Below are 12,593 nucleotides of genomic sequence, written 5' to 3' on the forward strand. Positions count from 1 at the left end.
CCTTATGACAATGCCATTTTTTTCAACTGCTTAAAGACGTCCGTAACCTGTGGCACCATCAGGATAATAAGGGTTAAGAATATTTCTCCAGCAATATAGGCAAGATTATAACCGATTGAATAAGGTACCGGGTCAAATCCTAAATCAATGGCATAACTTTGAAAGAAAACAACCCCTGCAATAAAATGACATAAAAATCGACCAAATGCTCCAAGAATAAGACCTTTCATTAACCCATTTGGCGTGTTACGCATAAGTCCAGCAAATCCAAGCATACCAAAAGCTAATGGATAATCCAGCAATAATTGTATGGGATGCATGACCCAGCCGCCAAGGGCAAGTTGTAGCAATCCATATGTCATACCGCAAATTATACCTTGTACCGTTCCAAACCAATAACCGATAACAGCTATAAAAAGCATGCTAAACAGTGTAATGGAACCACCCTGAGGTAAGGTTACAAGTTTCACATAGGACAACGCTACAGCTATTGCGATGGCAATTGCAGAATACACTAACTCTTTTGTTTTCATGGATCGAGAACGACTACCTAAAGCCACAACAGCTATTAAAAGAATAAGGGCAATTGCAACTAAAATAATCTGACCTAGTGTAGATGTAATGATACCTTGGATATCGCCACTTGCAATAGCGTCTTGAAATTGTTTTAACATGAAAAAATCCTCCTTAAAATCTAGGAGGGATCATGGAGTTTGAAAGCATACTGTATGTATTACTTAACGCTTCCCTTCGTCGGCATTATCCGAATCAGGTTATAAGGGTCAGTACTTTACTTTCTCAGCCCAAGGCTCCCCTAGCACATATTTTATTTTCATACATAATGTATACCATTATGGTGGATTTGTCAAGTGGACTTACATATCCAAATACTTCATTGTAAAATCCATCACTTTTTGCACATTATCAGCGTTAGTACTGTATGCTGAAGAATTGACGATTTTATTATGCTCATCAAAATATTTACCAGACACATCACTCACGTCATCTGAGGTAGCTAAATAGGTGTATGTTCTTGCCATTTCCTCAGGGGTAATGGCTTTTTTACTTTTTAGAGCATATGCAAATTTTGCAAGTTTAGAAAGATGAGGATAGCGACTGATGTCCACTTTCACATTTGTTACCCGTATACAGTTAACTGTAACCTTTGTATCTTTTAATTTATCAGCAAGCCAATAGGTGTACATCACCTGAGCTATTTTAGATTGATAATATGCTTTTGACACATTGAACTTCCGGCTCTGAAATTCTGGGTCTTTAAAATCAACGCTTATGGAGGGATGAACAATTAAACCCTTTGAAGCAATTGTAATAATTCGACCTTGGTTACTTCTTTTTATGGATTCCAATAGAAGTTCAGTTAATAATACAGCCCCAAGATGATTGGTCGCCCATATTTTTTCTATGCCTTCTTTGGTCATCACTGCCTTTTTTTGCGTAATATCAAATAGTGCTGCATTACTGATAAGTACGTCTAATGTATCGTACTTTGCTAGGAACCCAGTGACCATCTTCCTAATGGAAGATTGCAAAGACATGTCAACAAGCATTAATTCAGCTGAATTGTTTTCATGTGATTGTTTCACTTCTTCCAAAGCCTTTTCTCCCTTTTGTTCATTTCTACAAGCCAGAATGACATGATAGCCTGCTTCTGCCATTTGAATAGCCGCAGCTTTACCAATACCTGAATTTGCTCCTGTAATTAAACATATTTTTTTATCCATATTCTTCATGCCTCCTTATTGACAAAACCCATCTCTATTAGTGTGTACCAATGCCTTACTTACTAATCAAGACTGCTTCTTTTTCTTTTCAAATTTTTTGTATGCGAAAGAAATGACGCCTATACAAATGAGTAAACCTATGATTGCAGGAATAAAAATGGATTGGCCGGATTCCCCTCCTTCAACAACACTCCATATCATTTTTCCTACAGTCATAAACACCACAACAGATAAACCAATCCATAAACTCCGTTTCCACAATGCCATACCTAAAGCAATAAAAGATATTGGAATAATAAGTGTAACGAGAATTTTAGCTATCCCCCAGCTGCCCATCAGGTATTCCATTTCCATATCTAAAAATTGTTCCACTAATGCACTTGATGATTCAGGCTCTGGGAACCAGAACATGCTAGTCATCAGTAAAAAAATAGTAACAGATATACCCGTCCAACTTCTTTTATAAGCAAAATAGCAGAATGGTATTAAAAACAGGGGTCGGATATACCAGCTCAATTGATTGTGGTGACGTTCAAACGCCCAGTTAAAAAATGCATCATTTGTAGCGAATAAAATTAAGAATACCACTGTCAGCAGTGCAAAAACCACCGCGAAAATCAAGTCATACTTTTTACGTTTTTTGTTTCCCATCATACTCACCCTTTCAGATTATAACTAGCCATCTTATTTACACTTTAACAAGGTTAAACTTTATAAACCACTTGGTCTAGACCTTGTGGTTTACATTATAACATTACTGTTATTGACTGTCAACAAAGTTTCAAATCTTTATGATAAAATATTTAAATACATAAAAAAACTACCAATCTGGTAGTTTTATATATTTAGGCTATATTTCTCTTATGATGTACCTAACCCATGCTTCATAAAATCAACATAATTGTCTAGATTTTCAAGGGTCTCTTCTAATACCATCACCCCATCAGCATAAAATATGTCATCAAAATAAGTAAACATAAAGCTGATTGTTTTGAGAATAAAATCTTTTGGAAAATTCGGCTTGAAATCACCTTTTTCTATACCTTCATTTATCATATCGTGCAGCTTATTAGTACCTATTTCCAATCTTTCTTTGATGATATCAAAAATTTCGTTTCCCTTTTCTTTGACCAGCATCTTCGCTAACTTATGATACTTAGGATGTTCCATAGCAAATTCTACACCGATTCTTGCCTGACATTTAAACCTCTCAAAAATATCCATTTTCTGAAAGCTTTCGTTTAAATCACGTGTTCGATGGTGTATAAACTCCCATTTCACATGAGAGGAATGCTCGATTAAGTATAGATATAAGTCTTGTTTATTTTTAAAATGATAATAAAAGGTTCCTTTGCTGATAGATGCATTTTTAATGATGCTATTTAAGGAAGCGTCATCATACTTATGGGATGAAAACTCATCTAAAGCTGATTGAAGCAATTGTGTTTTTCTCTCAAATGACTTTTCTTTCATTATAATCAATAGCCCCTTTCTTATAATATAAACCACGTAGTCCATACTATGTGGTTTATATTATAAGACTATGTATATAGACTGTCAATGCGTAAGATACTTACTTATTAAGAATAGAGTCAAATCAAATGCAGAGCATCCATTAGCCCACAAGCTGAAGGTGCATCGTTACATACCCCTTTATGAGGTCAATGATTTCTTTATTAATGGTGTCATATTCATTGACATCGTACCAGCATATGGTTTTATGTTTTGTATCCATTCTTAATAAAGATGGTTTTAACAACCCTTTTTGATTATTACACCAACCACATCCATTACATTGACCGCTTGTTTCATAAAAATCTTTTTGAACTGCTTTAGGCTGACGTTGAATGATGGGAACTATTCGGGATGTTGCAATAAATCTCAATCTTATTTTTAGAGGGTTTACAGCTTTAAAATCAAACACAAATGCCATTAATGGGGATGTTTTTATTTCTTTTTTTGTGTAACGTATCTCAAAGTTTAATACATGAGGCTCATAAACATAACGAATATCAAAGTCATTATCCTGCAACATCTTATGAAGTATGGACATATGATTGTAGGCTTTATCCTTGTATAGTTTCTGGAGTATTTCCTCTATACTAGGTTTATATTGGGTATCTAATGCTCCAAAATCACACATCCTAAAACACAATTCACCTGCTTCATGGATATTCTGACTACATTTTAAGGCAAAGAGATGCAATGCTTCTATCATATCTGGTTGCTTATGGGTTGTTAGCCTTACACTATCACCATCTGCATCTATCTTTATCCCAAGTTCTACTACAGCATCCAGTAGCTTTTTCTTTTGACGCTTGCCAGTTTTCATAAACTTATCCATAAATGCCTTATCACCTATGATGGTGTCATCTTTTAAACGCCCTTGTGATGCAACTTTATAGATTAAATCTAAACAATCCGATACAGGCTTTATTACTTTATCTTTCACACGCTTGAAGGGTTTACTTTTTGAATGAAACTCACCAGAGTTAAAACTGACTTTGGGAAATGATTCCATACCCAATGCTTCTGGTTCCTTAAAAAGTGTCCCATAAAAGTCCCTAAAAAAGTTATGTAACGCCATATAACCTGTACCCCTATTGCTATCTATATCTGATAGCAAGTTCAGATAATATGCCGCTGTTTGTTCATTGGCAAATCTTAAATCCCTTATCATTTGTTCCATCCTATTTCTCCTTCCTATTTTTAGAGGAATACCTCATGTTAATCATGCGACTTTATTTGTTCATAGGCTTCTATCACTTTAATAAAATCCTGAGCATCCCCTCCATTATCAGGATGATATTTTTTTGCTAAAACTCTAAACCTTTCCTTAATATCATCCAAATTTGCATCAGCAGGTAATCCAAAAGCTTTTAATAGACTTGGGTCGTACATGTTTTTATAGGATAAACCATTCTCTTTATAATACTGATAATAAACTGAATAAAAAAAAGCGCTGAATACTTCTTTTCGTTCCTCATGTCCCATTCTAGCTAATGTATCAAGATTAAATTGAACACTGTTGTCATCTAGGTCCTTCGTTGAGAAAAATTGATGCCATATAAGGGACATACTGTTGTTATCCTGTTTGTATGGAAATCGAATATGTTGCTCTTGTCTTTTTAACCTTCTTAGCTTTCGCTTTAATTCATTTATATCGATGCAATCATCCCCTTTTATCTATACATATTCTCATCACCATTATTTGATTCCAGTGTCCCTCTTTCTATCATCATTCTTTTTTCTTTCATAATACTCACACCGTTTGCTTATGTATTTTATTATACACTTAAAAAGCCATATAGCAATAAAATAGTTGAAAAGGGTGCGATAAAAGATATGTCCCATTCCAATAACGACACCCATCTTTAACGCACCCTATTTAATCCTTCTATACATACCTTATACAATTATTAAACCTATCGCTTACTTTAACTCCTCAGGTTTTACCTTGCCATCAGCCATATCCTGCTCCACACCAGCAATCATACGTTTCACCATTTCGCCGCCTAATTGCCCGGCTTTTGCCATACTGCCTATCTGACGGGATGTAAGCTCACCATAAGACCCATCCTTTGACCTGTTCTTATTAGGTTGTTGATCATGTATATGCTTCATCGCCATACCTTCTTTCATTATCCTTTTATAAGCATATACTTAGTATGCCTCTATCTTATAAAATTATAAGATAGTATACGAAACATTACATGTTCGATTCTTCCTAATCTCACTTTTTCCATATTGACACGTATTTAATACGCATTGTATAATATTATTGTAAGGGAGTGATACTAATGAAAAGTTATTCTTCTAGGGAAATCATTAAGATGCTTAAGCAAGATGGATGGGATTTAAAACGAACAAGTGGCGACCATTACCAGTTCAAACATCCAACTAAAAAGGGAACTGTGACGGTTCGCCATCCCGTTAAAACACTCAATATCAAAAACATTAAAAGTATCGCAAAACAATCAGGGTTAAAGTTCAGTTAGCCCTGATAACTCCCTTTCATACTACAACATAAAGAGGTGAATTGCAAATGAAAGATAATTTTATCTACCCCGCTATATTCTCATTTGTTGACGATTCTATCGCAATTGAATTTCCTGATTTTGAGAATTGTGTGACCCAAGCTGATAATATGGATGAGGTTAGTCGCATTGCTAAAGATAGACTTGCTTTAGAAATTTATGATTACCAAGAAGATGATCGAAAACTTCCAGACCCTAAGTCTTTTAAAGAGTACAATGCGGCATTACAACCTTCTCAGTCTCTTGCTTATATTGATGTATGGATGCCTTACCATAGAGCTCAAATTAAAGATGTTTACGTAAAAAAAACCTTAACTATTCCTAACGAGCTAAATGTATTAGGGCAGCTTAATAACATCAATTTTTCGCAACTGTTACAAGAAGCATTAAGAGAAAAATTAAATATGCATTAAAGAGCCTAAGTTAGGCTCTTTTCTTATGCATAAAAAGTGCTTTAGCCTAGTTAGCAATATAGTAGTCATGTCATGATTAATCGCCAATCATTTCCCCTTAAATGAATACCCTCCCACTATCTGTACACCTGCATTTTAATTTCTTTGCTCTAATTTTTCCATATTACATTGAATATAACGTTTCTTATTTTCGATTCAGTTCATTACTTTTTGCAACTCAAGAAATATTGAATCATACCGGCTACTTTTTCAGTTTTTTCTATTTCAAAGTAATCTTGCAACATAACATTAAATTCTTGAGATGACATATTAAATTTATCAGGTCTGCCTAAATGCTCCTCAATTAACATGGTGATTTGGAAAACTGGACTATTAACGTTTGGAATATCTAGAACAAAACTTCCATAAGGCTTTATAATTCGATGAGCTTCGACGATTGCTTTTTCAACAAAGTCTTTTTCAAAATACTCAAGTATGCCGACACATGCGCCAATGTCAAAATAATTTTCTTCAAAAGGCGTTTCATGTATACTTCCGCAGTATAAGGACCCAATAGCCAATTTCTTCTTTGCAACAAACTCATTAAGCAACTGAATAGTTTTGCTGCTTATATCTACCCCATGATATGTTGAGAGCCATTTGTCATATCCATTAAACATTAGGTTTAAACAGCATCCAAGATCAATAAATTTCATATTTATATCTGGTGATAGATAATCCTTGATTTCCTTACGTCCACTATCGGAAAGTCCTTCCATTTTAAGCCTTTGAAACATAGGGTAGTTAGGATGATTTGTAATATGCTCTGGTAAATCTTCGTACAAATCAATACCCCTCCTCCCGAAATCAATGCCTCTATCATAAGATTTTGCAATTAAATTCAACTGGTTTTCCATTATGTTTCCACCCTCCCCTTTATTTCAGTATAAAAAGACCTTCCGTTTGGAAGATCTTTTATGTACTAATCAGTGCTTTTGTTTATAGCATCTTTAATGCTTTTAGAGGCTATCAACATATATACTACAATAATACTTAAGACTATAGCTATTAATGATATGACTCCCTTCATTGAACCAACAAGCAGTAGTATTAATCCACTTATATTACTTACTACTAATAAGATTGCCAAAATTACTACTCCCCACCTAGCCCAATTTTTCCTTTTATAGACCTCTACAGATAAACCTAAAACAATAAATAGCCTAAAAAACAATGGTACACTTTTACTAACTACACTATATACCCCTATATATAGGTTAGTAAAATACCAAAAATTATATATTATAATAATGGTATTACTTGTCACAAATAAGCCTAGTACCATTAATAATAGTCTATTACTATTTTTATCTGTTATGTTCATTCTAACTCCCCCTTGATTAATAGGCATTACTAAGTAATACTTTTGTAATGGCATTCAATTATTTGCCTTAATCATTAATTTTAACCTTATTCTTTATAAAAAAGTCATGTAATTTTTCCATATCATTGTCTTCAAGATCATTATTATCTATTATAATAAAACGATTGTCTTGAGCAATAATAAATATATATTTACTTATCAAGTAAACCTTTTTTATGGCTTTCCAGTAATACTTAAATTCAGCACTTTCACCCTTTATACATATCTCTTCACTATTAATAATGATGATACTTTTTGAGCTTTTCCTTTTCATTATTGCTGATATTGGCCCTTTATAAAAGAACAACCAAAGAAATAGTAAATAAAAAATAGCAAAGCTACCGCCTATATAACCAAATATAATAATAGCATCATTATAAACACACCATAATGAAATAATCATAACTAACAAACTTATAATTATTTCCTTTTTATAATGACTACGAAAGTATTTTTTGTACCCATCTAGATGTATTTGTTTAGGATTGTCTTGCTCTATTATAATTTGCATAAAATACTCCTAATCTATTTTTATATGCTATCCTTGATAACATTACTCGTCCTAGTATTGATTAAACCATACTAAGTTGACATTTAGCCTTTATGCATCTCTACTTTTAATAACCATTATATCACACGTGTTCTCTATACAAAAGTTTCTTTTTGTAAAGAAAAGAGGATATCTTTAGCGTGGACTTACGTCAATACAGTAGACACAAAAAGTTTAACTTTTCTAATTGACCCTAAGCAGCATCGTAAGCTGATTGAGGTGTCATATAATTAACTGCACTGTGAATCCTTTCTCTGTTGTACCAGGATTCAATATATTCAAATATTGCTTTGCTAGCAATATTGAAATCATAATAATGGTGATGGTGTACTTCTTCTTTTTTAAGTACCGAATGAAATGATTCTATACAAGCATTATCATACGGATTGCCTTTACGACTAAATGATTGTAGCATATTTTTTCTGGCGATATAGTCCATAAACTGATGGCTTGTATATTGAGTGCCAAGGTCTGTTTGGATGATAATACCCGATGTATCCTCAACATTTAAACAAGCATTTTCTACAGCCTTTATGGCTAAATCACTGGTCATTTTTTGTCCATACGCATAGCCCATTATTTTTTTGCTATAGAGATCCATTACTGAAGCTAAATAAGTCCAACCATCTTTAATCGTATGAATATAGGTGATGTCAGTACACCATTTTTGATTAATTGTATCTGCATCAAATACTTGATTCAAAAGATTTTCACGTTCCATGACAGGTGCTTTTGAAGACAGTGGTTTATACTTCTTGACAACAATAGAACGTATTCCTAAAGAGCTCATATATCTTTGAACTCTTTTTAAACTAACAGATTTTCCATCTTTTAAAAGTATTTTGTGAATTTTAGGTGCACCATAGCGTTTTTTGCTTTTATAATATGTTTTCAAAATATCTTCTTGAAGTTGTTGACTTTCAAGTTTTCTTTTTGAAGGTACACTAAGTAGAGCTTTATAATAAGTACTTCTAGGAAATTTCAACACTTTACATATAAGCTTTACAGTATATTTTTTACGATATTTAGTAATGAATTTGACAAGTTCATTTAGTGTTTTTTTGCGAATATGGCGGTAGCTTTTTTTAATATTTCATTCTCCATCTCAAGTTCAGCAATACGCTTTTTCATTGATTGATAATCTTTAGCGGACATTGTTTCATCTTCTGAAACTCTAATTGGAGAAAGATTATTAATCCATTTGTAAATAGTTACAGTTGTTACGCCATACTCACTACTTAACGCTGATACGGGTTTCCCGGCATTATACAGCTCAACAATTTGTTGCTTAAATTCATCAGAATATCTGTTACCTGTTTTGGACATTGTTTAACACTCCTTTTCTTATAAACATTTTATCGTGTTAAACTTTTCGTGTCCACACTTATATACTAACACCAGCGATATCCCACACTTGTATATACTATTTTGTATACTCATTAACTTCTATGCAAATTATTTTATCATACGAAATATAATCTTTTCTGCTTATGTAAGGTCCTGTATTATAATCTTTTGCAAAAGTGTAATACGCTGGACCTTGTCCTATACCTCTATCAAAATACCAGGTCATAAATGTATCTACTTCACTAATTGGCAAGTCATACTCTTTGTCGTTTTCATCTAATAGCTTGATTAATAGTAGTGCTCTATTATTGTTTATCTCAACCATTGCTGATGCAATATTTGAATCTGCACTTTCTACTCCATTTTTCACTGTTCGTACTACATAATAATAAGTTACTCCTGGGGTTACATTTGTATCTGTGTAAGTTGTACCAGTGATATTACTAGCTATTACTGTATCTATTACACCTGATGTTGTTGACCTAAGTATAGTGTAGCTATCTACGTCGTTAACAGTATCCCAATAAAGTGTTATATCAGAATTAGACGCTGTTGCAGTTAGATTAATTGGAGCTTCAATGCTTACTGAAGGGGTATAAACTTCAACGCTATCCGCTTCACCGTCGTTGTTCTTTCCTCCAAAAGTATATATCTTACCGTTAACGTTAATAGTCCCTATTGAAGTACGACCTACTGTAGATAAGCTTACACCAGCTTTCCAACTATTATTATCAGGATTATAAACTTCAACTGTATTATAGTATGTAAAATCTCCACTGCCACCAACTGCATATATTTTTCCGTCTAATGTTGCAACGCCTATCCCTCTTTTTGGAATTGAGATGTTTGCTTTACTTTGCCATGTATTAGCCATGACATCATATTCTTCTACTTGATTGTGAGGTCCTTGGCTATTACTGACACCTCCAATAGCATAAATTTTATTACCAAGTGCAATTGTGCCCATATCCGCTCTTGAAGTAAGCATACTTTCTTTGATTACCCATGTATTAGTTTCTGGATTATATTCTTCTACCGTACTTAGTGTTTCTGTGTTATCAATACCTCCAAGTACATATATTTTATCATTCACAGCAACAGCATTTAAATAGTGTCTTGGATTGGATATACTAGCTTTGGAGGTCCAAGTATTAGTCTGAGTATCGTACTCCTCTACTGTAGCCACTAAACCGTTTCTAGTGTATCCACCAATTGCATATATTTTACCATTGAGTACTGCCACACCTAAACCGCTTCTTCCGGTTGGCATATTAGCTTTTGTTGTCCATATATTTGTTTGTGGATCATATTCTTCTACTATATTAAGGTCAGGAGAATTTGGGTCAGCACCTCCAACAAGATATATTTTTCCATTAACTTCTGCAATTCCAAATCGTGTTCTTTTACCTGTCATAGATGCTAATGTTTCCCAACTGCCTAAATTCTCCCCTTCAGCACCTAATACCCAAAGTGAATTAATCATCATTAGTGCTACAATCATTATCAAGCTGAATATTTTTCCATATTTTTTCATTTATGTTCCTCCTTAGTATTTCTACATCTAACTATACTCTCTTTTATTATTTTAAGTACTCTTTTACCTTAAACCAAATAATTTTATCAAATATTAAATACTCATTAATATCTGTATAAGGTTCAATGTTCGTATCATCTGGAAAACTATAGAATGGTAGCCCTGTACCATTTGATCTATCAATATACCAGTTCATAAATTTATCAACATCATTCATAGTCATTCGATATTCGTAAATATCAGTTGTAGATAATTTAATTTGCAAGTTGGCAAAATTAGTATTTTCTTCTACCATTGCTGATGCGACATTAGAATCAGCACTTTCTACTCCATTCTTTACTGCTCGAACAACGTAATAATAGGTCACACCAGAAGTTACATTAGTGTCTGTGTACGTTGTGACAGTGATATCAGTTGCTATGACTGTATCGATAGCACTAGATGTAGTTGATCGTAATATAGTATAGCTATCAGCATCTTGAACAGTATCCCAGTTTAAAACAATAGATTTACTATTAGGTGTTGCAATTAAATTTAATGGAATTTCGATAACTTCATTACTAGGTGTAAACTCTTCTACAATATCAAGTTGACCACCAATACCTCCAATAGTGCCTCCAATTGCATAAATCTTACTGCTATGACTAATTGCTCCTAGTGTTCCTCTTTCCATTGATATACTTGTTTCCAATGACCAACTTTCTGTAAGTTGATTATAAACTTGTACATCTTTTAAATAGCTACTCCCATTAGACCCACCAATAGCATAGAGTTTTTCATCTAATACTGTTACACCTAATCCAGCTGTATTTATTATAAGATTAGTCTTAGAAGTCCATATATCTGTTAATGGGTCGTATAATTCAACTACATCTAGTATTTCTTCATTAAGACCTCCAATCGCATATATTTTTCCATCTATTTGTCCTACTCCTAAATTCCCTCTAGCTGTTGGCATGCTAGCTTTTGTTGTCCAAGTGTCTGTTATTGGGTCATACTCTTCTACTGTATTTAAAGGTCCATTATTATTGCCTCCAATTGCATATATTTTTCCATTTGCTTCTACTACAGCCACTGTATATCTATTCGTTAGCATATTAGCTTTTGTTGTCCAAGTATCTGTTACTGGGTCATACTCCTCAACTATATTTAACATATTACCTTGGCTATCCATACCACCAATTGCATATATTTTACCGTTTGCCACTGCTGCCCCTAATGCATATCTAGATGTCGGCATATTGGCTTTAGTTACCCAAGTGTTTGTGTGTGGGTCATACTGCTCAACAATATCTAATTTATTACCTTCACCACCGATACCACCAATTGCATATATTTTACCATCTACTTCAACTACTCCTATACTACCTCTTGCCGTCGGCATGCTAGCCTTAATTTCCCAACTGCCTAAATTACCTTCAGCACCTAATACGGAAGGTGAATTAGCAAACATTAAAGATACAATTATAATCAAACTGAGTATTCTTCTTTTCATCTTTATAGTCCTCCTTAGTATGTGAATTATTTAAAATGTTACCATTATATGCCAATAATATATAGACTTATAA

At 33.6% G+C, this 12,593-nt stretch carries 15 protein-coding genes and 1 riboswitch; of the genes, 2 read left to right on the plus strand and 13 right to left on the minus strand.

Going from position 1 to position 12,593, the window contains the following annotated elements:
• Positions 1-2: 2 nt before the first annotated feature.
• From HZI73_RS19635 to HZI73_RS19665, 7 genes are all read right to left on the minus strand, one after another.
• Positions 3-674 carry an energy-coupled thiamine transporter ThiT gene (locus tag HZI73_RS19635; RefSeq protein ID WP_212695063.1) on the minus strand — a complete coding sequence of 224 codons (672 nt, stop codon included), beginning with the start codon at positions 672-674 and terminating at the stop codon, positions 3-5.
• 54 nt (positions 675-728) lie between these two features.
• A riboswitch (TPP riboswitch) is annotated at positions 729-826 on the minus strand.
• Positions 827-875: 49 nt separating this feature from the next.
• A complete protein-coding gene (locus HZI73_RS19640; protein ID WP_212695064.1) occupies positions 876-1,742 on the minus strand; it encodes an SDR family NAD(P)-dependent oxidoreductase in 867 nt (288 codons plus the stop codon).
• Between the two features lie 66 nt (positions 1,743-1,808).
• Entirely contained in the window at positions 1,809-2,396 is a 588-nt protein-coding gene (locus HZI73_RS19645) for a hypothetical protein (protein WP_246552222.1), read from the minus strand.
• 207 nt (positions 2,397-2,603) lie between these two features.
• Positions 2,604-3,215 carry a TetR/AcrR family transcriptional regulator gene (locus HZI73_RS19650; protein ID WP_212695065.1) on the minus strand — a complete coding sequence of 204 codons (612 nt, stop codon included), beginning with the start codon at positions 3,213-3,215 and terminating at the stop codon, positions 2,604-2,606.
• A 142-nt stretch (positions 3,216-3,357) separates the two neighbouring features.
• Positions 3,358-4,431 (minus strand): hypothetical protein, encoded by a 1,074-nt coding sequence (locus tag HZI73_RS19655; RefSeq protein WP_212695066.1) that lies wholly within the window; start codon positions 4,429-4,431, stop codon positions 3,358-3,360.
• A 38-nt stretch (positions 4,432-4,469) separates the two neighbouring features.
• Positions 4,470-4,820 (minus strand): J domain-containing protein, encoded by a 351-nt coding sequence (locus tag HZI73_RS19660; RefSeq protein WP_212695067.1) that lies wholly within the window; start codon positions 4,818-4,820, stop codon positions 4,470-4,472.
• Between the two features lie 354 nt (positions 4,821-5,174).
• Complete coding sequence (locus HZI73_RS19665) at positions 5,175-5,366, minus strand: small, acid-soluble spore protein, alpha/beta type (protein ID WP_246552223.1); 192 nt, start codon at positions 5,364-5,366, stop codon at positions 5,175-5,177.
• Positions 5,367-5,542: 176 nt separating this feature from the next.
• Between HZI73_RS19665 and HZI73_RS19670 the strand changes: the two genes are divergently transcribed.
• Entirely contained in the window at positions 5,543-5,740 is a 198-nt protein-coding gene (locus HZI73_RS19670) for a type II toxin-antitoxin system HicA family toxin (protein ID WP_212695069.1), read from the plus strand.
• A 47-nt stretch (positions 5,741-5,787) separates the two neighbouring features.
• A complete protein-coding gene (locus tag HZI73_RS19675; RefSeq protein ID WP_212695070.1) occupies positions 5,788-6,192 on the plus strand; it encodes a type II toxin-antitoxin system HicB family antitoxin in 405 nt (134 codons plus the stop codon).
• 203 nt (positions 6,193-6,395) lie between these two features.
• Here HZI73_RS19675 and HZI73_RS19680 read toward each other — a convergent pair whose 3' ends face one another.
• The 6 genes from HZI73_RS19680 to HZI73_RS19705 all read right to left on the minus strand — a co-directional run bounded on the left by HZI73_RS19680 (position 6,396) and on the right by HZI73_RS19705 (position 12,520).
• The gene (locus tag HZI73_RS19680; protein ID WP_212695071.1) at positions 6,396-7,088 is read right to left on the minus strand and encodes a class I SAM-dependent methyltransferase; all 693 of its coding nucleotides are present in this window, start codon (positions 7,086-7,088) and stop codon (positions 6,396-6,398) included.
• A 65-nt stretch (positions 7,089-7,153) separates the two neighbouring features.
• The gene (locus HZI73_RS19685; protein WP_212695072.1) at positions 7,154-7,555 is read right to left on the minus strand and encodes a hypothetical protein; all 402 of its coding nucleotides are present in this window, start codon (positions 7,553-7,555) and stop codon (positions 7,154-7,156) included.
• A gap of 67 nt (positions 7,556-7,622) precedes the next feature.
• The gene (locus tag HZI73_RS19690) at positions 7,623-8,105 is read right to left on the minus strand and encodes a YcxB family protein (RefSeq protein WP_212695073.1); all 483 of its coding nucleotides are present in this window, start codon (positions 8,103-8,105) and stop codon (positions 7,623-7,625) included.
• 232 nt (positions 8,106-8,337) lie between these two features.
• A protein-coding gene (locus HZI73_RS19695) for an IS3 family transposase (RefSeq protein WP_246552224.1) occupies positions 8,338-9,470 on the minus strand; the annotation gives its coding sequence in 2 pieces (ribosomal slippage) (positions 8,338-9,224 and positions 9,224-9,470; 1,134 coding nt in all).
• Between the two features lie 97 nt (positions 9,471-9,567).
• Complete coding sequence (locus HZI73_RS19700; RefSeq protein WP_212695074.1) at positions 9,568-11,025, minus strand: Kelch repeat-containing protein; 1,458 nt, start codon at positions 11,023-11,025, stop codon at positions 9,568-9,570.
• Positions 11,026-11,071: 46 nt separating this feature from the next.
• On the minus strand, positions 11,072-12,520 hold the full coding sequence (locus HZI73_RS19705) for a Kelch repeat-containing protein (protein ID WP_212695075.1): 1,449 nt from the start codon (positions 12,518-12,520) through the stop codon (positions 11,072-11,074).
• Between the last annotated feature and the right edge of the window lie 73 nt (positions 12,521-12,593).

It is taken from the genome of Vallitalea pronyensis (assembly GCF_018141445.1).
In the GTDB taxonomy this organism is placed as follows: Bacteria; Bacillota; Clostridia; order Lachnospirales; family Vallitaleaceae; genus Vallitalea; species Vallitalea pronyensis.

Excerpts from the sequence above, each read along its gene's own strand:
- HZI73_RS19635 (WP_212695063.1), bottom strand. The coding sequence starts at position 674 with ATGTTAAAACAATTTCAAGACGCTATTGCAAGTGGCGATATCCAAGGT.
- HZI73_RS19640 (WP_212695064.1), bottom strand. The coding sequence starts at position 1,742 with ATGGATAAAAAAATATGTTTAATTACAGGAGCAAATTCAGGTATTGGT.
- HZI73_RS19645 (WP_246552222.1), bottom strand. The coding sequence starts at position 2,396 with ATGATGGGAAACAAAAAACGTAAAAAGTATGACTTGATTTTCGCGGTG.
- HZI73_RS19650 (WP_212695065.1), bottom strand. The coding sequence starts at position 3,215 with ATGAAAGAAAAGTCATTTGAGAGAAAAACACAATTGCTTCAATCAGCT.
- HZI73_RS19655 (WP_212695066.1), bottom strand. The coding sequence starts at position 4,431 with ATGGAACAAATGATAAGGGATTTAAGATTTGCCAATGAACAAACAGCG.
- HZI73_RS19660 (WP_212695067.1), bottom strand. The coding sequence starts at position 4,820 with ATGTCCCTTATATGGCATCAATTTTTCTCAACGAAGGACCTAGATGAC.
- HZI73_RS19665 (WP_246552223.1), bottom strand. The coding sequence starts at position 5,366 with ATGAAGCATATACATGATCAACAACCTAATAAGAACAGGTCAAAGGAT.
- HZI73_RS19670 (WP_212695069.1), top strand. The coding sequence starts at position 5,543 with ATGAAAAGTTATTCTTCTAGGGAAATCATTAAGATGCTTAAGCAAGAT.
- HZI73_RS19675 (WP_212695070.1), top strand. The coding sequence starts at position 5,788 with ATGAAAGATAATTTTATCTACCCCGCTATATTCTCATTTGTTGACGAT.
- HZI73_RS19680 (WP_212695071.1), bottom strand. The coding sequence starts at position 7,088 with ATGGAAAACCAGTTGAATTTAATTGCAAAATCTTATGATAGAGGCATT.
- HZI73_RS19685 (WP_212695072.1), bottom strand. The coding sequence starts at position 7,555 with ATGAACATAACAGATAAAAATAGTAATAGACTATTATTAATGGTACTA.
- HZI73_RS19690 (WP_212695073.1), bottom strand. The coding sequence starts at position 8,105 with ATGCAAATTATAATAGAGCAAGACAATCCTAAACAAATACATCTAGAT.
- HZI73_RS19700 (WP_212695074.1), bottom strand. The coding sequence starts at position 11,025 with ATGAAAAAATATGGAAAAATATTCAGCTTGATAATGATTGTAGCACTA.
- HZI73_RS19705 (WP_212695075.1), bottom strand. The coding sequence starts at position 12,520 with ATGAAAAGAAGAATACTCAGTTTGATTATAATTGTATCTTTAATGTTT.